The sequence below is a fragment of the Arthrobacter sp. SD1074B genome (assembly GCF_056780195.1).
This window is the reverse complement of sequence record NZ_JBRAZT010000001.1, coordinates 1,222,378-1,242,556: the sequence shown is the minus strand read 5'-3', so window position 1 is coordinate 1,242,556 and position 20,179 is coordinate 1,222,378. Positions and strand designations below refer to the sequence as shown.

The window sequence follows — 20,179 nt, the reverse complement described above, 5'->3', positions numbered from 1 at the left end:
GTGGGACAACTCACCTCATTAGACCGGGCGGAAAGCATTAGCACAACCGGATTCTTCTCAATCGACGATTTAGATTCCGCTTAGCTCTAGGATGGTGGTCATGGAAATCCACCAGCTCGAAATGCTCCGCGAACTCGGGGCCCTGGGCAGCGTTAAAGCCGTCGCTGAAACGCTGCTGGTCACGCCGTCCGCGGTGTCCCAGCAGCTGGCTGCCCTGCAGAAGTCCGTGGAGGTCCCGCTGACCCGGAAGGAGGGCCGGAACCTGGTCCTGACCGAGGCCGGCCAGGTGCTCGCGGACGCCGGGGCCGCGGTCGTGAGCGCGATGGCGGATGCGAGGACGGCGATCGGCGCCTACCACGGCTCGCCGGTGGCGCCGGTGACGCTGAGCGGTTTCCACAGCGCCGGCCAGGCCTTGTTCGCACCGCTGGCCCGGCTGCTGGCCGGGCCGGGGCAGCCGCGGATCCAGCTCTCCGACGAGGACGTCGCCCAGCAGGACTTCCCTGCACTGACCGCCCGTTACGACCTGGTTCTCGCGCACCGGATGGATCACAGTCCGCGGTGGCCGGAGGAACGGGTGGCGGTGATCCCGCTGGCGCATGAGCCGCTGGACGTGGCGCTGCCGGTCGGGCACCCGCTGGCCGGCCAGCGGGCGGTGACGGCTGACGATGTCGTCGGCGAACCCTGGGTGACCAGCCACACCGGCTACTCCCCCGCGGACGTGCTCTCCGCCGTCGCCGCGGTGTCCAGCCGCGAGCTGAACATCGTGCACCGGATCAACGACTACTCCACGGTGGCGGCGCTGGTGGCGACCGGGAGCGTGATCGGGCTGCTGCCGCGGCACACCGCGCGGCCGGTGCTGAACCCGGAGATTGTGTTGAGGCCGCTGGAGGGAATCAGCACCCGGCGCCGGATCGACATCCTGGCCCGGCCGGAGAACCTTAAACGCAGATCGGTCATGATGGTCTGCGAGGCGCTGCAGACCATCATGACCGATCTCATCCGTAACCCAGTTGGGCTTGGTGGGACCTAGCCTTCGACGCCGAGGCGCTGCAGGATCAGCTCCTTGACGCGGCCGGCGTCGGCCTGCCCGCGGGTAGCCTTCATCACGCCGCCGACGATCGCGCCGATCGCCTGGACCTTGCCGGCACGGATCTTGTCCGCGACGCCGGGCTGCGCGGCCAGGACCGCGTCGATGGCTTCGAGCAGCGGGCCGTCGTCGGAGACCACGGCGAGGCCGCGCTTCTCGACGATTTCCGCCGGGGTGCCCTCGCCGGCGAGCACGCCGTCCAGGACCTCGGAGGCCATCTTGTTGTTGATCTTGCCGTCCTCGACCATCGTGTTCAGTTCCACGATGGTGGCCGGGTCGACGCCGAGCTGGCCGGGGTCGACGTCGGCGTTCTTGGCGCGCCCGACGATCTCGCCCATCCACCACTTGCGGGCCACCGTGGCGGTGGCGCCGGCGGCAATGGTTTCCTCGATCTCGTCCATCACGCCGGCGTTGACGACGTCGCGGAACTCGAGGTCGGAATAGCCCCAGTCGGCCTGCAGGCGCTTGCGGCGGGCGGCCGGCGGCTCGGGCAGCGTGGCCCGGAGCTCCTCGACCCACTCGCGCGAGGCGACGATCGGCACCAGGTCCGGTTCCGGGAAGTAGCGGTAGTCGTCGGCGTCGGACTTCGGCCGTCCCGAGGTGGTGGAGCGGGTGTCCTCGTGCCAGTGCCGGGTTTCCTGGGTGACCGGCTGGCCGGACTCCAGCACGGCGGCGTGCCGCTGGATCTCGTAGCGGACGGCGTGTTCGACGGCGCGCAGCGAGTTGACGTTCTTGGTTTCCGAGCGGATGCCGAAGCGTTCGCGGCCGTGCGGGCGCAGCGAGACGTTGGCGTCGCAGCGGACGTTGCCGCGTTCCATCTTGGCATCCGAGACGCCAAGGTTCTTGACGATCTCGCGGACTGCGGCAACGTAGGCCTTGGCCAGCTCGGGCGCGCGGCTGCCGGCGCCCTCGATCGGCTTGGTCACGATCTCGACCAGCGGCACACCGGAACGGTTGTAGTCGACGAGGGAGTACTCCGCGCCCTGGATCCGGCCGGCGGCGCCGCCCATGTGGGTGAGCTTTCCGGCGTCCTCCTCCATGTGGGCGCGTTCGATCTCGACGCGGAACACGGTGCCGTCGGAGAGCTCGATGTCCAGGTAGCCGTCATACGCGATCGGCTCGTCGTACTGGGAGGTCTGGAAGTTCTTCGGGGTGTCCGGGTAGAAGTAGTTCTTCCGGGCGAAGCGGCAGGTCTCGGCGATCTTGCAGTTCAGCGCCAGGCCGATCTTGATCGAGGACTCGATCGCGGTCTTGTTCACCACGGGCAGCACGCCGGGCATCCCCAGGTCCACCTCGTTGACGTTCGTGTTCGGCTCGTCGCCAAAGACGTTCGGCGCGGAAGAGAACATCTTTGTCTTGGTGTTGAGCTCCACGTGGACCTCGAAACCCAGGACGGGGTCGTACTTCTCCATCGCCTCTTCGAAGCTGAGGGTTGCGTCAGTCATTAGTGTGAACCTCCGTGGCTCGCGGGGGCGCCGGCAGCGACGGCCGGTGCGGAATCAGTCAGGGAAGGATCCGTCAGGGAGGGGGCACGGTCCAGCAGCGGCCCGCCCCACTGCGCCTCGAGGAGCGACTCGAGCACGGCGCCGACACGGTAGAGCCGGGCGTCCTGGCGGGCCGGGGCGAGCAGCTGGACGCCCACCGGCAGTCCGTCCTCGTCGGCGAGGCCGCCGGGCAGCGAGAGCCCGGGAACCCCTGCCATGTTGGCCGGGATGGTCGCGACGTCGTTGAGGTACATCGCCAGCGGGTCGTTGAGCTTCTCGCCGAGCTTGAACGCCGTGGTCGGCGCCGTCGGGGAGATCAGCACGTCGGCCTGGGCGAAGGCGGCGTCGAAGTCGCGCTGGATCAGGGTGCGGACCTTCTGGGCCGAGCCGTAGTAGGCGTCGTAGTAGCCGGCGCTGAGCGCGTAGGTGCCCAGGATGATGCGGCGCTTGACCTCGTCGCCGAAGCCGGCGGCACGGGTGGCTCCCATCACGCGCTCGATCGTCAGCGGGCCTTCTTCGGGCAGTACCCGGAGGCCGAACCGGACGCCGTCGAACTTGGCCAGGTTGGAGGAGGCCTCGGAGGGCATGATCAGGTAGTAGGCGCCCAGGGCGTACTTGAAGTTGGGGCAGGAGACCTCAACGATCTCGGCGCCGGCGCCCTTGAGCAGCTCGAGGGCTTCGTTGAAGCGGTTCTCGACGCCGGCCTGGTAGCCCTCGCCGTGGAGCTCCTTGATGATGCCGATCTTCATGCCCTCGACGTTGCCGGTCCGCGCCGCCGCAACGAGGTCTTCCAGCGGGTCCGGCAGTGAGGTGGAGTCGCGCGGATCGTGGCCGCCGATGACCTGGTGCAGCAGGGCCGAGTCCAGCACGGTGCGGGAGACCGGGCCGATCTGGTCCAGCGAGGAGGCCATGGCGATGGCGCCGTAGCGGGAGACGCCGCCGTAGGTGGGCTTCACGCCGACGGTGCCGGTGACGGCGCCGGGCTGGCGGATGGACCCGCCGGTGTCCGTGCCGAGCGCGAGCGGGGCTTCGAAGGCCGCGACGGCGGCAGCGGAACCGCCGCCCGAGCCGCCGGGGATGCGGTCCAGGTCCCAGGGGTTGTGGGTGGGGCCGAAGGCGGAGTGCTCGGTGGAGGAGCCCATGGCGAACTCGTCCAGGTTGGTCTTGCCCAGGATCGGCATCTTGGCGGCGCGGAGGCGCTCCACCACGGTGGCGTCGTAGGGGCTGTGCCAGCCCTCGAGGATCTTGGAACCGGCTGTGGTGGGCTGGCCGACCGTGACGATCAGGTCCTTGACGGCGATCGGGACGCCGGCGAGAACGTGCAGTTCCTCGGCAGCGGCGCCGCCGGCGGCGCGGATCGCGTCCACCTCGGCGGCGACGGCGAGGGCTTCCTCGGCGTTGATGTGCAGGAAGGCGTTGACCTTGCCGTCGACGGCGGCGATCCGGTCCAGGTGCGCCTGGGTGACCTCGACTGCGGTGATCTCGCGCGCGGCGAGCTTCTCGGCGAGCGCGGCTGCGGAGAGGCGGAAGAGTTCGGGGTGGGTTTCAGTCATGGTCTTAGTCCTCATCCAGGATTGCCGGGACCTTGAAGCGGCCCTCATACGCGTCGGGGGCTCCGGAAAGCGCCTGTTCGGCCGTGAAGGTGTGGCCGACAACGTCCTCGCGGAACACGTTGGTCAGCGGGATCGGGTGGGACGTGGCCGGGACGTCATCACCGGCAGCTTCACTGACGGACTTAACCGACTCCACGATGACGGCGAGTTCGCCGGCCATCCTGTCCAGCTCTTCAGCACTCATCTCGATGTGCGCGAGACTCGCGAGATGCGCGACGTCGTCGCGGTTGATCGCAGCCATGGATCTCCCCTGCAAAGTTCGGATTATTTTCCGTCCCAGTCTACGTGTCCCAGTGTGTTGCTACCGTCCGGCGGCGGGATGACAGGTCGCGGCAATGTTTTGTGCAAACACTGCCGCGAACTGTCATCTCGTGGGTTGTCAGCCGATGCCGATGGCTCCGGTGAGGACGCCTACTCCCAGCATGACGAGGGAGATCACGGCCGTGCGCCAGAGGACCTTCTTGTGGTGGTCGCCCAGGTCCACCTTGGCGAGGGAGACGAGCAGCAGGATGGCCGGCACCAGCGGGCTCTGCAGGTGGAACGGCTGGCCGGTGATCGAGGCGCGGGCCATGTCCGCGGCGCCGACGCCGTAGTGGGCCGCCGTCTCGCTGAGGACGGGCAGGACGCCGAAGTAGAAGGCGTCGTTGCTCATGAAGAACGTCATCGGGATGCTCAGCACGCCGGTGATGACGGCCATGAACGGGCCCATGTCTGCCGGGATGATCGCCACGAGCCATTCGGACATGGCCTTGACCATGCCGGTGCCGTTGAGGACGCCGGTCAGGACGGCGGCGGCCATGACCATGCTGACCACGGCCACGATCGACGGGGCGTGCGCAACCAGCTGGGCGCTCTGGTCCTTGACCTTGGGGAAGTTGACCAGCAGGGCAATGGCGGCGCCCACCATAAAGACGAACGGCAGCGGGATGATGTTGGCGACGAGCGTCACCATGACGGCCACCGTCAGGCCGAGGTTGAACCAGAACAGCTGGGGGCGCAGGGTCTTGCGGTTGGGATCCAGCGCGGTGTCCGCCATCGCGGAATCGTGCTCGTCGACGAGGTCTTCGGTGCGTTCCAGGACCGCGACGGAGGACCCTCCGCCGGCGGCGGTCGCGCCGCCCGTCGGGGCGGTGCCCTTGCGTCCGAAGCCGAAGCGGCCGGTGCCGCCGTCGCCGGCGCCGCCGTCGAACTCAACACCCTCGGCCCAGATTTCCGGGGCGACGGCGCGCAGCCGGTTGCGTTCCTGCAGGCCCAGCAGCCAGGCGAAGGCAAACACGACGACGAGGCCGGCGACCAGCGAGGGGATCATCGGGACAAAGACGTCGGAGACGCTGATCTTCAGCGCGGAGGCGGCGCGGGCGGTGGGGCCGCCCCACGGCAGGATGTTCATGGTCCCGTTGGCCAGGCCGGCCACGCAGGTGAGGACCACGGGGCTCATCTTCAGCCGCAGGTAGACCGGGAGCAGGGCCGCGGTGGTGAGGATGAAGGTGGTGGAGCCGTCGCCGTCGAGCGAAACCGCCGCGGCGAGGATCGCGGTGCCCAGGACCACCTTGGCCGGGTCGTTCCCGAGTTTGCGCAGGATGTACCGGACCAGCGGGTCGAAGAGCCCGACGTCGATCATCAGGCCGAAGTAGATGATGGCGAACATCAGCAGCGCGGCCGTGGACGTCATCGACTTCATCGAGTCGAGGACCATGGGGCCGATGCCGAGCCCGGCGCCGGCGAACAGTCCAAAAACGGTGGGGACGATGATGAGCGCCAGCACCGGCGTCAGCTTCTTCGTCATGATCAGCACCATGAAGACCGCAATCATGGCGAATCCAAGTAATACCAGCACGGCCGGCTCCTTCTTCTGTGTTCCGCACCACTCCGCTGTGATGCGCACTACAGACGTTAGGGTGGCCTGCGTCACCGGAGTGCCTTTGGCTCAATTGATTGGCATACTGCTTGTTGGACGCATTTTGCGCATTTAGCTCACAGGCTGTTTGAGCCGCCGGATCACCAAAGGAGGGCCGCCGTGAAAGCCCTCCAACGCCGTGCTCCCCTGAGGTTCACGACCCAGACGCTGCTGCTGCAGCTGGGGGTGGTGGCCCTCGTGGTGCTGCTCAGCAGCGCCGTCCACGCGTGGCTGACCTACGAGCGGCTGGGCCGGGAGGCGGAGAACCAGGCCCTGACCCTGGCCCGGACGGTGGCCTCGGACCCGGCGGTCCGGGCCGAGGTGCAGCAGATCAGCGCCCAGCCCGGCACTCCCCCGCCCGCGGAATTGCTCGCCGGTCCGCTGATGGCCGCCGCGGAGGGTGCCCGGGCCCGCACCGGCGCGCTGTTCGTCGTCGTCACCGACGAGACCGGACTGCGGCTGGCCCACCCCGACGCCGACCGGCTGGGTGAACGGGTCAGCACCGACCCCTCCGAGGCCCTTTCCGGCCGGGAGGTCACCACCCGGAACACCGGAACCCTGGGGCCCTCGGCCGGGGCCAAGGTGCCCGTGTTCGCGCCGGGTTCCGCCACGGTGGTGGGTGAGGTCAGCGTGGGCTATTCCACCGAGACGATCGGCCAGAGCCTTGCCCGGGACATCGTCCCGATCGCCCTGACCGCGGCCGGCGCGCTGCTGGCCGGCGTCCTGGTCTCCTTCCTGCTGCGGCACCGGCTCCGGCGGCTGACTCTCGGGCTGGAGCCGGAGGAAATCAGCACCCTGGTGCACGACCAGGTGGCGGTACTGCAGGGCGTGGACGATGGCGTGATCGGCGTGTCCGCCGACGGCCGGATCAGCGTTTTCAACGCCGCGGCCCGGCGGATGCTGGAGCAGCCGGACCTGGCCGGAACCCCTTGGTCAGCGGCGCCGGTGCCGGCCCCGCTGACGGCCCTGACCCGGCCCGACGCCACCGAGGGTGACGCCGTGGAGTTCCTGGCCGGCGGCCGGGTGCTGGTGGCGAGCGCCCGCAAGGCCCTGCACGGCCGGGAGGACCTGGGTTGGGTGGTCATGCTGCGGGACCGCACCGAGCTCCAGCAGCTCACCCGCCAGCTCGACGCCGTCGGAACCATGTCCACGGCCCTGCGCGCCCAGCGCCACGAGTTCGCCAACCAGCTGCACACGATCGCCGGGTTCATGAGCATCGGGCAGCACCAGCAGGCGCGCGACTATCTGGCCCGGCTGGCCGCCACCGGGCCCTTGAAGTTCCCGGTGGACCAGGCCGAGCTGCTGCAGGACCCCTATCTCCAGGCCTTCCTCGGCGCCAAGGGGGTGGAGGCCGACGAACGCGGGGTCAGCCTGCGGCTCGGGCCCGAAACCCTGGTCCGCGGCCACGTCGTCGAGCCGCAGGAGGTGACCACCGTGCTGGGCAACCTGATCGACAACGCCGTGAACGCCGCCGTCGCCGGCGCCGCAACCGACCGCTGGGTGGAGGTCGAGGTGTTGGACGCACCTGGCGACGGCGGCGCCCCGGGCACCCTGCACATCATTGTGGGCGATTCCGGTGACGGCCTGCCCGCCGCGGAGGACGCCGCCGCCGGCACGGAGGGCGTCTTTGCAGAGGGGTTCACCACCGCCGGGCAGCCGGCCCGGGCCGGCGGCGGGCAAGGCCTGGGGCTGGCCCTGGCACGTCAGCTGGCACGGCGGCGCGGCGGCGACGTGACGGTGCTGGAACGGGGTGCACCCGGCGGGCCGGGCGCCGTGTTCATGGTGACGCTTCCCGGGACCATCGCCGGTGGAGTCGGGGACATGGCAGCAGACGTGGCAGAAGGAGACACCGATGCCTGAAGATTTCCGGGTGCTGATTGTGGACGACGACTTCCATGTCGCCAAGCTCCACGCCGCCTATGTGGACTCCGTGGCGGGGTTCCTGGCCCTGGCGCCGGCCGGCTCGGCGTCGCAGGCCCTGCAGTCCGTCCACAGCCTTCGCCCGGACCTGGTCCTGCTGGATGTCTATCTGCCGGATGCCTCCGGACTGGACCTGCTGCACCAGCTGGACGTGGACACCATGATCCTCAGCGCCGCCTCCGACGCGGCGTCGATCCGGGTCGCTTTCCGGCGCGGCGCCCTCGGGTACCTGCTCAAACCGTTCACGGCCGAGTCCCTGTCCCAGCAGCTGCGCTCGTACGCGCGTTACCGCCGGATCCTGGCCCAGCCCGGGAACTTCACGCAGGAGACGGTGGAACGGGCCAAACGGGCCCTGATCCCCGGGGACGTCACGGCCTCGGCACGGCCGCGCTCCGCCACGGAGGCGGCGGTGCTGGATTCGCTGGAACCGGGGCAGCAGTACTCGGCGGCGGAGGTGGCGGCCCGGGTGGGGGTTTCCCGGGCCACGGCGCAGCGGTACCTGTCCTCATTGGCGGACGACGGCGCCGTCGACATCCAGCTGCGCTACGGCAGCACCGGCCGGCCGGAACACCGTTACGGGGTGCCGGCGGGCGCCGGAGGGTAGGCAGTGCACGCGTTCGCGGCTAGCCGGCGATGTCGCGGCTCTTACGGAAGGCGTTGCTGCGGGCGTGCTCGTGGACGCGGTCCAGCGCTGCGATCTGGGACCGCCCGTCGGCCGTGAGTTCGGCGAACCGTGACGGATCGAGCCCGAGTTCCGGCGCCAGTTCCTCCAGCGTCTGCCAGCCGCCGATCTTGCCAAGGATCGCCGCGCGCATCAGTTCGGCTTCCAGGACCAGGGTCATGGGCGACCGGCTCAGCACCCGGCCGTTGAGCTTCAGGCGGCCGGCGCGTTCCGCCAGCCAGGCGGCGGCCTGGCGGTGCGGGCGCTGGCGGATGCCGAGCTGCCGGATCAGATCCTTGAGCAGCTCGCGCTCCCGGCCGATCTCCGCCGCCACGGTGGCCAGTTCGGCGTGGACCGGGGTGTCGGTGAAGTCCTTCGCCATCCGTTCGATCCTGCCCAGCCCGGCAGTGGAGCCGGTCAGGTGGTCCGACAGATAAAGTCCGAGCAGTTTTTCGTCAATGGTGTCGGGGATGTGCGGGGCCATGCTTCCTCCGGCTGTACTCGTGCTGTTCCCAGCGTGGGTCAGGGTGGTGCCCTGGTTGCAAACCCTACCGCAGTGCGTCACGGAAGCGGCGGCCCCGCCGCCGCCGGGGCTACGGGCCGGCCCCGTCCGGGCCGGGGCTAGCGGTCTTCGAGGTCCAGGCGGTAGACCAGCAACTTGATGTCCGTCTCAGGGACGAACCAATCGCGCTCCGGGGCGCGCTGGAAGCCGGTCTTCCGGTAGAGGCCGTGGGCGCTCTCCCAGGTCACGCCGGTGGTCAGCGCCACGCCGGAAATCCCCGGAAGCGACCGGGCGTGCTCGATGATGGCGTGCACCATGGCCTTGCCGGCGCCGCTGCGCTGCACCGCCGGGTCTACCACGAGCATCCGGAACTCCAGCTCGTCCGGCCGGGCAATGTCCGCGTAGGGCTCCCCCGCGACGGCGAGCGTCACCGAACCCACGATCCGGCCGGCGCGCTCCGCGACCCAGATGGTGGCGTCCTCGTGCCGCTGCGCGACCTTCTGGATCTGCTGCATGTACGGGTGGTCCGCGTCCTCGAAGTGGCCGGCGGCCAGGTAGGCGTCCCTGGTGATGCGGGCGACGGCGTCGTAGTCGGCCGGGACGGCGGGTCGGATAAGGATCTGCGGATTCACCTGTCCATGGTACGGGCGCACCCGCCGGGACACACGCCAAGGGGAGGTTTCCGTGACCGAACTATCAGGGGACGATCAGGAGCCGGCCGCGCGCGTGCTGCCGGAGTCCGGCCCCGGGCGCCCATCGTCAGAGCGGGAACTTGCCGGAGAGCTCCAGGGGTCCGGCGCAGGTCCAGGCCGCGAGCCGTTCCTCGTCGGAGGGCCCGCCGTCGAGCACGCTGGTCAGCCGGGGACGGCGCACCCAGCAGCCGGCCTCTTCGGCGATCAGCGCGCCGGCCGCGAAATCGTGTTCGTTGAGCCCGCGTTCGCCGTAGGCATCGTGGGTGCCGTCCGCCACGAGGCAGAGATCCAGCGCGGCGGATCCCAGCCGGCGCATATCGGCGAAGCCGTCCATGAGCCCGCCCAGCCCGGTGGCCTGCTCGGCGCGGACCGCGGGATCGTAGCTGAAGCCCGTCGCCAGGATCTGGCCGGTCCGGCCGGGGACCGGCCCGTTCAGCGGCGTACGCCGCCCGTGCTCCTCGAGCCAGGCGCCGCGGCCGCGGGCGGCGTAGTAGACCCGTCCCAGCGCCGGGGCGTGGACGACGCCGGCCAGCCAGGCGCCGTCGGGTCCGGCCACCGCCACCGAGGTTCCGTAGTAGACGATGTTGCGGATGAAGTTGGTGGTGCCGTCGAGCGGATCAATCGACCAGCGGAAGCCGCTTGGGCTGCCGGGCAGCACAGTGCCGCCCTCCTCGCCGGTGATGGTGTCCTGCGGCCGGGCCCGGGTGATGACCTCGCGGACCGCCGCCTCGGACGCGAGGTCAAAGGACGTCACCCAATCCCCCGAGTCGCCCTTGTTGCTCACGCCCAGCTCGGCCGCGCTCCGGCCGGCCAGCACCGCGGCGCCGGCGGCGGCAGCCTCGCGGGCCAGGCCCAGGAACGCGGCCGGCGCGGGGAAATCTGCGGGGCCGGAGGTCACTCGGCTGCCTCCTGGTGGTCTTCGGCGTCGTCGTCGGCCGGTGCGCCCGGCGCTTCGCCGCCGCCGCTCGCTCCGTCGCCGCTGACGGCGCCCAGGCCGGCCGGCCCGTGGGCGAGCAGCGCGCGGAAGCCGTCCTCATCCAGGACCGGCAGGCCCAGCTGTTCTGCCTTGTCCAGTTTGGTCCCGGCGTTCTCGCCTGCCACCACGTAACTGGTGTTCTTGGAGACGGAGCCTGCGGCTTTGCCGCCCCGGACCAGGATCGCTTCCTTGGCCTCGTCCCGGCTGAACCCTTCCAGGCTGCCGGTGACCACCACGGTCAGTCCCTCCAGGGTCCGCGGCGTGGACTCGTCGCGCTCGTCCTCCATCCGGACGCCGTCGGCCGCCCAGCTGTCCACGATGTCCCGGTGCCAGTCCTCGGCGAACCATTCCTTGAGCGCCACCGCGATCACCGGGCCCACGCCGTCGACGCTGGCCAGTTCCTCCTCGGACGCCTGCCGGATGGCGTCCATGGTGCCGAAGGCGGTGGCGAGGGCGCGAGAAGCCCGCGGCCCCACGTGCCGGATGGACAGCGCCACGAGCACGCGCCAGAGCGGCTGGGTCTTGGCCTTTTCGAGTTCGCTGAAGAGTTTCTCGGTGCTGGCGGTGGGCTTGGACGGGGCCTTGGCCGTGCCCTTGGTATAGAAGTAGGGCACGAGCTCAAACTCGCCGGTGGCCACGCCCTTGCTGCGCTTTTCACGGCGGATCCGCACCCCTGCAAGGTCCTCGGGCTTGAGCCGGAACAGGTTCGCTTCGGTCGTGAGCGGCGCGACGTCGGGCTCGGCCGGCTGGGTCAGGGCGATCGCCGCTTCCCAGCCGAGCGCCTCGATGTCGAAGGCGCCGCGACCGGCCAGGTGGAAGACGCGTTCGCGCAGCTGCGCCGGGCAGGAACGGGCGTTGGGGCAGCGGATGTCCACGTCGCCTTCCTTCGCCGGGGCCAGCGGCGTGCCGCAGGCGGGGCATTCGGTGGGCATCACGAAGTCGCGCACCGGCGGGTCCTGGGCGTCGCGGAGCGCCAGAACGGGTCCGACAATTTCCGGGATCACGTCCCCGGCCTTCCGCAGCACCACAATGTCACCGATTTTGACGCCCTTGGCCTTGACGACTTCCTGGTTGTGCAGGGTGGCCATTTCCACGGTGGAGCCTGCCACCTTGACCGGCTCCATCACCCCGTAGGGGGTGACGCGGCCGGTGCGGCCCACGTTGACGGCGATGTCCAGCAGCTTGGTGTTGACCTCTTCCGGCGGGTATTTGTAGGCCACAGCCCAGCGCGGCACCCGGGAGGTGTAACCGAGGGCGCGCTGGGTGGCGAAGTCGTCTACCTTGACCACGATGCCGTCGATCTCATGGCTGAGGCTGTGCCGTTTGTCGCCGTAGCGCCGGATGAACTCCAGCACCTCCGCCAGACCGGGCAGCACCTCGAAATACGGGCTGGTGGGCAGCCCCCAGTCGGCGAGCTGGCGGTAGGTGTCCGACTGGCTGGCGGTTTCCAGGCCCTCGCGGGCGCCGATGCCGTGCACGTACATCTTGAGCGGCCTCTTCGCGGTCTCCGCCGGGTCCTTCTGCCGCAGCGAGCCGGCGGCGGCGTTGCGCGGGTTGGCCAGCGGCGCCTTGCCCGCGGCGATCAGCGCGTCGTTGAATTCCGCGAATGCCTTGGACGGGATGAAGACTTCGCCGCGGATCTCCATTTCGGCCGGGAAGCTGTCCCCCTTGAGCTGCTGCGGGATTTCCTTGATGGTCAGCACGTTGTGGGTGATGTCCTCCCCTGTGGTGCCGTCCCCGCGGGTGGCCGCCCGAATGAGCAGGCCGTCGCGGTAGAGCAGGTTCACGGCGAGGCCGTCGATCTTCAGTTCGGTGAGCCACGACGGCGGGTTGCCGCCGTTGCCCAGTTTCGCGATGCCGGCCTCGGCCTTGGCGATCCAGGCCTCGAGTTCCTCCAGCGAGAACACGTCCTCGAGGCTGTACATCCGGGTCAGGTGTTCGACGGCGGCGAAGGCGGCGGAGACCTCGCCGCCCACCTCCTGGGTGGGGGAATCGTTGGCCACCAGTTCCGGGTGCATGGCCTCGATGGTTTCCAGCCGCCGGAAGAGCTCGTCGAACTCGGCGTCGGAGATGATCGGGGCGTCCTCCTGGTAGTACGCAAAGCGGTGCTTGCGGACCGCTTCGACCAGCTCCTCGTACTCTTCGCGGACGGCCTCGGAGGGGACAAGTTCCCCGGCGGGGCTGTGGGTGTCGGTGTCTGTTGAAGTCTTCCCTGTGCTCACAGACCTATCCTGCCCTAGATCCCTGACGTTGTCCGGTCAGCAGCGCGGCCTGTCCGCACCGCCTGTTGGCAGCGCAGGTTCTGCCCGGTTACTCTCCGGTTGCTCAATCGGAAGGCCCGGACGCGGCTGCGTCCGGGCCTTCCGTGATCATGCTCCGGCTTAGTTGGAGGAGGCGCTTTCCTGGTCGGAGGCGTTGCGGCTGGCCTGCTGGCTGGCCTGCTGCAGCGCCTGGGCCGCCCGGGTGAGGTTGGCCGCGTGCTCGCCGTTCCACTCGTTGCGGAACTTCGTCGCGTCCGGCCCCATCCATTCGGTCGACGCCAGCGCCTTCGTCAGGAGCGACCTCTGGTTATCGATCTCCTGCGAACCCGCCAGCAGCTTCGACCCCAGTGCCTTGAGCTGAGTAACATCCGCGCCCCACATAGCCATTGAAAAAACTCCTTAGTTCATCGGACCCGAATACTCTCGGCATCCCCAGCGGCCCCCGGCTGTTCCGGAAGATCCAATGCCTCGAACCTACCCTGCCCCGCGAAAACCTGTCGATGGGCAGCCCTCCCCATCCCCGCACCGCGGAAAGGACCGTCAGGTGCGGTTCTACGGCGGCACGGCGCGGGCAAAGCTGCGGGAGCGCTGGCTGGAGAGCGCGATGATGAGCAGGATATCCAGCGACAAGCCCACCAGGTTGGTCTGGAAGCTGACCCCCGGGCCCCCGTTGAGGACGTCGGCCGCCTGGCTGGTGATGGCGACCGCACTCATCAGCATCGTCGCCACCCGCGACCGGTTCCCGCCGCGCAGGACAAACCAGGCCAGGACCAGTTCGGCCAGGCCGAAGACCGCGACGACGGCCACCACCGCGGGCAGCAGGTCACCGGCCCGTTCCGCCGTCGCAGCCGTGCCGGGGGCTCCGCTGAACAGGAGAGCCGCCAGGATGAGGGCGGCCAGGCCGCGCAGGCAGACCAGGAGACCGCCGAAGACGGTGGGTGCCGGCGGCCGGGCACCGCGCGCCGCGGCCGGCGGGGTCGCCCCGGCGTCGGGAATGACCCCGGTGAGGTCGACGACGGGCAGGTGGCCGTCGGTGGAGATGCTGTCTCCCCCGCCGTTGCGGGAGTGGTAGCCGGTGGAAAAATCCCGGATCATCCGGACCCCGATGCCCGGGTCTGACGCCGCCAGGGATCCCACCACAAAGTCCCGCTCCTTGTCGATGTCTTCTTCGATCTTGTGCGTGATCTGCAGGGTGAACAGGGACAACCCCACGGAACGGTCGTAGGTCCCGGCGGCAACCCAGTCCACCCTGGCCCCGCCGGGGAGGACCCAGCCCGGCGGGCACTGCCAGAAGCGGATGTGGTGGCGTTTGCCCGGGTTGCCGTCCACTTCCTGCTGGTACGCGAAATCCTGCTGGCGGCCAAAGAGGAACAACGGGCTGACCGGCGCCTCGTCGTAGCTGCGCCGGGTGAGGGTGGCCAGCACGATCCGCCGGCTGCTGGCCAGGTCGACGTCGTCGGCGAGGGTCCAGCCCGCCCGGCGCATGGCCGTATGGACCTGCGCCGGGGAGCCGAGCAGCGCCGCGTTCACCGGGTCCCCCAGCAGGCCGTCGCTGGTGCGGGCCCGCCCAATGAAGTAGTCCGGAAGGTAGATGCGCGTCAGGATCCGGTGCAACCGGGGCAAGACCAGATACGCCAGGACGACCCAGAAGACGACGGAGAACCAGAGACGGTCCCAGCGCAGGCTTTCCTCGAAGAGGATGGTGGCAAGCCAGACGGCTGCGGCCCCGCTGAAGGCAAACAGGGCGTTGTCCAGGACCGTGTCTCGGCGCGGGGTTACGTCACGGGCCGCTGCTACCCGATTCGTCACACGGGTCATGGACAAACACTACAACGGGACCCGGCACAACTGACTGGCAGTAGGTGTCGTTCTGTGGGCGCAAAACGCCACCTATTGCCAGTTAGTTGGGCGGGAGGCCGGGGGCTAGCTGCGGTTCTCCGGCGGCAGGGCGACCTGAAGTTTGCGGACCTTGCCGCGGCCCACAATGTAGCCGCGGCCCGGGATGAAGTCGCCGCTGATGCGGCCCAGCGAGGTGCTGAGCAGGCTGTCGCCCTCGATGTCGCCCGGATTGAGCAGCAGCCCGCGGCGGCCGGACTTGAACGGCTGCGCCAGCGACCAGGCCGAGGACCAGGTGGAGGTCTCGGATTCGCCCACCACCCACTGCTCGGCCTTGATGGACGCCGTGACCAGCCGGCCGATGCCGGACTCGGCCAGGGTGTCGGTGAAGTCGGTCAGGCCTTCGATGAAGATCGCCAGCTTGCCCGGCGTGCCGGTGGAGTAGTCCACCAGTTCGTCGATGGCTTCCTCGACGTCGTCCGCGCCCGCTACGGAGCGGTCCCAGAGTTTGAGCGACGCCGCCGCGGAGCGCCGCGAGCCGAGGTAGATCAGCTCCATGCCCGGGTTGGAACGGCGCAGCGCGTAGGCGAGGGTCACCAGCGCCACGGTGCGTCCGGATCCCGGCGGCCCGGCCAGCAGCAGCGGGCCCTTCGCCAGGATCTCGGCCGGCTGCAGCGTTTCGTCGTCGACGCCGATCACCGGAAGGTCCGGGCTGCCCGCGGGGAGCAGGTCCAGGTCCACCGAGTCTGGCAGGCGTTCGATCTGCGGTGCCCGCTCGACGCCCTGGCGCAGCATGGCCTCGCGGAGCTTGTGCACCTCGCGGGCCTGTACGGCCAGGTTGGAGTTGCCGCCGAGCACCGCCAGCTGCACCTCGAGGTTGCCCAGCAGTCCGCGGCCCGGCGGCGTGCCGGCCCCGAGCACGTCCTTGGGCACGTCGAGGGACAGGTAGTCGTCCTCGGAGGAGAGCCGCAGCACCAGCCGTCGCTGGATCGAGGCGAGCAGCGACGCCGGGACGGCGTTGGGCCGGTCGCCGCTGACCACGAGGTGGATGCCGAGCGGCCGGCCGTCGGTGGCCAGCTGCAGGAAGATGTCCCAGAGCGCCGACAGCTTGCTGTACTCGTAGCCCTCGCGGAACGCGGACATGCCGTCCACCAGGACGAAGATGCGCTTCTCGTCCGGCATGTTGGCCAGCTGCCGGTACTCCACGATAGTGGCGGCGCGGACCTCGGCGTAGCGGGCCGAACGGTCGTCGGCGAGGTCCCGCAGCCAGCGCAGCAGCCGGCCGACCCGTTCGACGTCGTCGCCGTTGATGATCTCTCCGACGTGCGGCAGCTCGTCGAGCATCTTCAGGCCCGAGGAGCCGCAGTCGATGCCGTAGACGTTGACCGGGCCGCCGCGCGGGGTGACGGCGGCGGCGATCGCGATGCCGCGCAGCGCGGCCGACTTGCCCGAGCCGCCGGTGCCGTAGATGGCCATGTTGCCGTCGCGGTCGGGTTCGTAGAAGACCGTCGGCTGGTCCTGGTGCGCGGGGTCATCCGCCACGCCGAGGAGAAGCCGCTCGTCGGTGCGCGGGTTCGGCAGCCGGGAGAAGTCGTAGGTGGTGGCCAGCTCATCCAGCCACGGCTTGCGCGGCGGCTCGATGGCGAGCACGTCCGCGGCGTTGATGATGTTGGCCGTCATCCGGGCGATGTCGTTAGGCCCGGCGGGTTCCTCCCGCACCGGTGCCGCGGCGGCCGGCGCGGCCCAGGCTGCGCCGGAACCGAACGCCATCTCCACGACGTCGATCCGCGGCCGCTGCGGCTTCTCCGTGGTCCAGCCGCCGGCGTAGCCGGTCTGGAAGCCCTGGATCCGGCCCGGTCCCGTCTTGGCAGCACCGCGTCCGGGGATGGAGGGGTCGAAGTACGCCGCGGTGGGAACGCCGAGGATGTCCACCGCGTCGTCCACGTCGGCCATGCGCAGTGCCACGCGCAGGTTGGTGTTGGCGCGCAGGCTGTCCTTGATGACGCCGGCGGGGCGCTGGGTGGCGAGAATCAGGTGCAGGCCCAGCGAACGGCCACGGGCGGCGACGTCCACTACCCCGTCGACGAACTCCGGCACCTCGGTGGCGAGGGCCGCGAACTCGTCCACGATGATGACCAGGTAGGGCGGCGCTTCCGGGTCCGCCTGGCGCTGGAGTTCGAGCAGGTCCTTGGCCTTCTTGCGGTTCAGCAGCCGCTCGCGGTGGTGCAGCTCGGCCCGGAGTGAGGTCAGGGCGCGGCGGACCAGGTGCTGGGAGAGGTCCGTGACCAGGCCGACCGTGTGCGGCAGGCGCAGGCAGTCCGCGAACGCGGCCCCGCCCTTGTAGTCCACGAACAGGAAGCTCACCCGGTCCGGGCTGTAGGCCGCGGCCATGCCCATCACCCAGGACTGCAGGAACTCGGACTTGCCGGCACCGGTGGTGCCGCCGACCAGGGCGTGCGGGCCCTCGTTCTTCAGGTCCAGGTAGAGCGGTTCGATGCCCTTGGACCCCACCAGGGCCCGGAGCGTGCCGTTGTCCTTGCGGTTCGGTTTGGCGGTGGCATGCACGGAGTTGTTCTCGCTCCAGCGGTCCGCGACCGCCTGCGGGTTGTCCAGGAAGTCCTTGCCGATCAGCGTCGCGTAGGACACCGCGCGGGGCAGGTCCGAATCGTCCTCGAGCGGCTTGCCGACGTCGACCACCGGGGCGAGCATGCGCGCCAGCTGCGCGGCGAGCCCGGCGTCGAGGCTTTCGCAGCTGACCGGGAAGGTGTGCCGGCCCAGCCGGACCTGGCCGGTGGTGGTCCCGTGTTCGCCGTCGACCGCCATGAAATCGCGGCAGGCAGCCGGGAGCTGCTGGACGGAGGTGGCGACCCACATGACGTGGACGCCGGAGTCCGGTCCGCGCTCCAGGACCCGGGTGAGCCGCCCGCGGTCCACCGGGGCGTCATCCTCGACCACCAGCAGCACGGTGGGCAGCTGCGGACCGGGCACGTCGGCGCCCTCGAGTTTGAGCGCGGGGCGCAGTTCCGGGCGCGGCGACTGGGCCGCGGCCTCGCGCTGGTCGATCAGGTCTTCGAGCCGGGACAGCAGGGCCGAACCGCCGGCGGGACCGGCGGCGAGGTGGTCGCCGCTGAGCGGGCTGTGCCCGGAACCTGCGTGCGGCAGCCACTGCAGCCATTCCCAGCGGTCCTTGGACTGCGCCGAGGTGATGGCCGTGAGCACCACCTCGGCCGGCGAATGCAGCCCCACGAGCTGGAGCACCATGCCGCGGGCCACGTCATCGACGAGGCCCCGGGCGCCGGCGAGGCCGAACGAGCCGGAGCTGCGCAGCTGGGAGACGACCGGCACACCCTCAATGCTGCCGAACTGGGCCATACAGTGCTGGATTTCGGCCATGTACTCGGGCTCGGTCTCGTTGCTTTGCGGCTCCTCGAACTGGATCCGGGACGGTGCCGTGCCGAGGCCGAACCGCAGCCCCAGGAAGCCGGCGTGCTCGGGCCGGTGGGTCCAGAGCAGCGGGCCGAGTTTGTAGATGGCATCCACGGTGTCGCTGACCGAGGGTGCCTCCTGCAGCCGGACGGAGCGTTCCACCTTCTGCAGCGCGGTGATGTCGGTGCGGAAAGCGGCCATGGCGGCGCGGAACGCTTTGAGCTGTTCCTTGCGTTCCCGCTTGGACTGCATTTTCTGGTCCACGTAGTGGCCCACGATGAACAGCGGCATCATCATCATGAAGATCACTGACATCATGTTCTGCGTGACGGCGAAGAGGACGGCGCCCATCATCAGCGGGGCCACCAGCATGATGTACGGGAACGGGTGGTGCTCCTGGCGTTTGGGACCGGCCGGCAGGGTTCGTTTGTGCGGTTCGAAGCGGGGCACCACGCGGGGCGAGCGGTTGAAATTGATCAGCGGCGAATTCGGCGCCGCCCCCTGGCTGCCGCCCAGGGACACCACGGACACGGTGGTGTCGCCAAGCGTGACCGCGTCCGAGGAGTTCAGCGTGGCCCGGCTGACCGGCAGGCCGTCCATCAGCAGGCCGTTGGCGGAGTTCGTGTCCACGATCTCCACGTTTTCGCCCACCGTGATGCGCGCGTGCCGCTTGGAGGTGAGCGGGTCGGTCAGCCGGATGTCCACATCACGGTCCCGGCCGATGTAGCTGGTCCCGGAGGGCAGCGAGAATTCGCGGCCGACGTCGGGGCCGGAGAGGACACGCAAGGTCGCCGCCGCGGGCCCCCGGTTCGCCCCGGGGAGGTCGAAGTGCTCGCTGACTTCGGTCAGCGAGACGATCGAGCCGGGCCGCAGCCCGGATTCGAGCAGGTTGTCCTCCCGGTTCAGGACGGTGCCGTTCAGGCCGCCGGCGGCGAAGGCCTCCTCGATGCCCAGCGAGAGGTTCGACGGCGGGGCGGTTCCGCGCCGCGCAGGGTCTGCCGCCCAGAGTTCGGTGGCGATGTCCGCCACGGTAGCGAGGCCGTCCACGGTGACGGCGAGGTCCTTGGCCTCGGCGGGCTCGCGCCGCAGGGTCAGCCGGATCCTCATGCGTTATCCCCTCCGCGCTGCGTTTCCAGCAGCACCAGGTCGGCCGCGGTGACGAGGTGGGTGGTCACGGCGTGTTCCACCAGCCGGGCGCGGCGGTTCGTTGCGAGCTTGCCGCTGCCGCCACGCAGGCCCGCGACGCCTACCCGGTCGAGTTTGTCACACACATTGTCCAGCTTTCTGTTGAACCGGGTCAGCGCCCAGCCCAGGGTCTTGGCCGCTTCTGCGGAGGAGGGGATGGCGCTGAAGCCGGTTCCTTCGCGCCGCAGCATCGGTTCGGCGAGGGCCACAATCAGCGCCTTCTGCGAGTCGGTGAAGACCACCGGGCCGATCGTGGTATCGCCGCCGCTGTCCTCGCTGCGGGACTCCTGCCGGAACGCCGGCGTCCTGAGATGGACGGCGAACTCGTAGGTGGTGGGGCCGGCAGTGAAAATGACGTTCGTCTGGCTGAAGACCAGCGGGATCCGGGCACCCGGCGCGAGCCAGGCCTGCATGCCGCCGGAGGCGTCGGCAACGGTGGCGCAGAGCATGCTGCCGACGTTGCTGAGCCACCAGATGCCGTCATAGCGGGCAATCTGCAGAAACTGCCGGTGCAGGTACGGGTTGTCGTCTACTTCGAGGTCGCCCTCGCGGCCGATGCTGAAGATGTCCTCGTCGGATGGCTCGTGCCATTCGCCGCAGAAATCTATCGCCAGGTCCCCCATTGTCCGTGTCTCCTTG

Annotated in this window: 15 protein-coding genes; 3 read left to right on the top strand and 12 right to left on the bottom strand. The window is 69.7% G+C overall.

Translation table 11 applies throughout. From position 1 onward, the window contains the following. The first annotated feature begins 100 nt into the window (after positions 1–100). Complete coding sequence (locus ACUYM2_RS05760; RefSeq protein ID WP_481599205.1) at positions 101–1,030, top strand: LysR family transcriptional regulator; 930 nt, start codon at positions 101–103, stop codon at positions 1,028–1,030. Here the strand turns inward: ACUYM2_RS05760 and gatB are convergent. From gatB to ACUYM2_RS05740, 4 genes are all read right to left on the bottom strand, one after another. Further along, entirely contained in the window at positions 1,027–2,532 is a 1,506-nt protein-coding gene (gene gatB / locus ACUYM2_RS05755) for an Asp-tRNA(Asn)/Glu-tRNA(Gln) amidotransferase subunit GatB (protein ID WP_481599204.1), read from the bottom strand. The two genes, ACUYM2_RS05760 and gatB, sit on opposite strands and share 4 nt — an antisense overlap. Then, a complete protein-coding gene (gene gatA / locus ACUYM2_RS05750) occupies positions 2,532–4,124 on the bottom strand; it encodes an Asp-tRNA(Asn)/Glu-tRNA(Gln) amidotransferase subunit GatA (protein ID WP_481599203.1) in 1,593 nt (530 codons plus the stop codon). Before gatA ends, gatB begins: the two co-directional genes overlap by 1 nt. A 4-nt stretch (positions 4,125–4,128) precedes the next feature. Next, positions 4,129–4,425 carry an Asp-tRNA(Asn)/Glu-tRNA(Gln) amidotransferase subunit GatC gene (gatC, locus tag ACUYM2_RS05745; RefSeq protein ID WP_481599202.1) on the bottom strand — a complete coding sequence of 99 codons (297 nt, stop codon included), beginning with the start codon at positions 4,423–4,425 and terminating at the stop codon, positions 4,129–4,131. 138 nt (positions 4,426–4,563) lie between these two features. Beyond that, positions 4,564–6,021 carry a CitMHS family transporter gene (locus tag ACUYM2_RS05740; protein WP_481599201.1) on the bottom strand — a complete coding sequence of 486 codons (1,458 nt, stop codon included), beginning with the start codon at positions 6,019–6,021 and terminating at the stop codon, positions 4,564–4,566. A gap of 180 nt (positions 6,022–6,201) precedes the next feature. On the opposite strand from ACUYM2_RS05740, the gene ACUYM2_RS05735 reads away from it, so the two are divergent. Further along, the gene (locus ACUYM2_RS05735; protein ID WP_481599200.1) at positions 6,202–7,941 is read left to right on the top strand and encodes a sensor histidine kinase; all 1,740 of its coding nucleotides are present in this window, start codon (positions 6,202–6,204) and stop codon (positions 7,939–7,941) included. After that, entirely contained in the window at positions 7,934–8,605 is a 672-nt protein-coding gene (locus tag ACUYM2_RS05730; protein ID WP_481599199.1) for a response regulator, read from the top strand. Before ACUYM2_RS05735 ends, ACUYM2_RS05730 begins: the two co-directional genes overlap by 8 nt. Before the next feature lie 19 nt (positions 8,606–8,624). On the opposite strand, the gene ACUYM2_RS05725 is transcribed toward ACUYM2_RS05730, so the two are convergent. The 8 genes from ACUYM2_RS05725 to ACUYM2_RS05690 all read right to left on the bottom strand — a co-directional run bounded on the left by ACUYM2_RS05725 (position 8,625) and on the right by ACUYM2_RS05690 (position 20,163). After that, entirely contained in the window at positions 8,625–9,146 is a 522-nt protein-coding gene (locus tag ACUYM2_RS05725) for a hypothetical protein (protein WP_481599198.1), read from the bottom strand. 137 nt (positions 9,147–9,283) lie between these two features. Continuing rightward, positions 9,284–9,796 carry a GNAT family N-acetyltransferase gene (locus ACUYM2_RS05720; RefSeq protein ID WP_481599197.1) on the bottom strand — a complete coding sequence of 171 codons (513 nt, stop codon included), beginning with the start codon at positions 9,794–9,796 and terminating at the stop codon, positions 9,284–9,286. 127 nt (positions 9,797–9,923) lie between these two features. Then, positions 9,924–10,754, bottom strand: coding sequence for an inositol monophosphatase family protein (locus ACUYM2_RS05715; protein WP_481599196.1), 831 nt, complete (start codon positions 10,752–10,754; stop codon positions 9,924–9,926). Next, the gene (gene ligA / locus ACUYM2_RS05710; RefSeq protein ID WP_481599195.1) at positions 10,751–13,054 is read right to left on the bottom strand and encodes an NAD-dependent DNA ligase LigA; all 2,304 of its coding nucleotides are present in this window, start codon (positions 13,052–13,054) and stop codon (positions 10,751–10,753) included. The genes ACUYM2_RS05715 and ligA overlap by 4 nt, the downstream gene beginning before the upstream one ends. 159 nt (positions 13,055–13,213) lie before the next feature. Then, the gene (locus ACUYM2_RS05705; RefSeq protein WP_481599194.1) at positions 13,214–13,480 is read right to left on the bottom strand and encodes a hypothetical protein; all 267 of its coding nucleotides are present in this window, start codon (positions 13,478–13,480) and stop codon (positions 13,214–13,216) included. 165 nt (positions 13,481–13,645) lie between these two features. After that, a complete protein-coding gene (locus ACUYM2_RS05700) occupies positions 13,646–14,911 on the bottom strand; it encodes an LssY C-terminal domain-containing protein (RefSeq protein ID WP_481599193.1) in 1,266 nt (421 codons plus the stop codon). Between the two features lie 105 nt (positions 14,912–15,016). Continuing rightward, on the bottom strand, positions 15,017–19,462 hold the full coding sequence (locus tag ACUYM2_RS05695; RefSeq protein WP_481599192.1) for an FtsK/SpoIIIE domain-containing protein: 4,446 nt from the start codon (positions 19,460–19,462) through the stop codon (positions 15,017–15,019). Beyond that, entirely contained in the window at positions 19,459–20,163 is a 705-nt protein-coding gene (locus ACUYM2_RS05690) for a hypothetical protein (RefSeq protein ID WP_481599191.1), read from the bottom strand. Before ACUYM2_RS05690 ends, ACUYM2_RS05695 begins: the two co-directional genes overlap by 4 nt. Positions 20,164–20,179 lie beyond the last annotated feature (16 nt).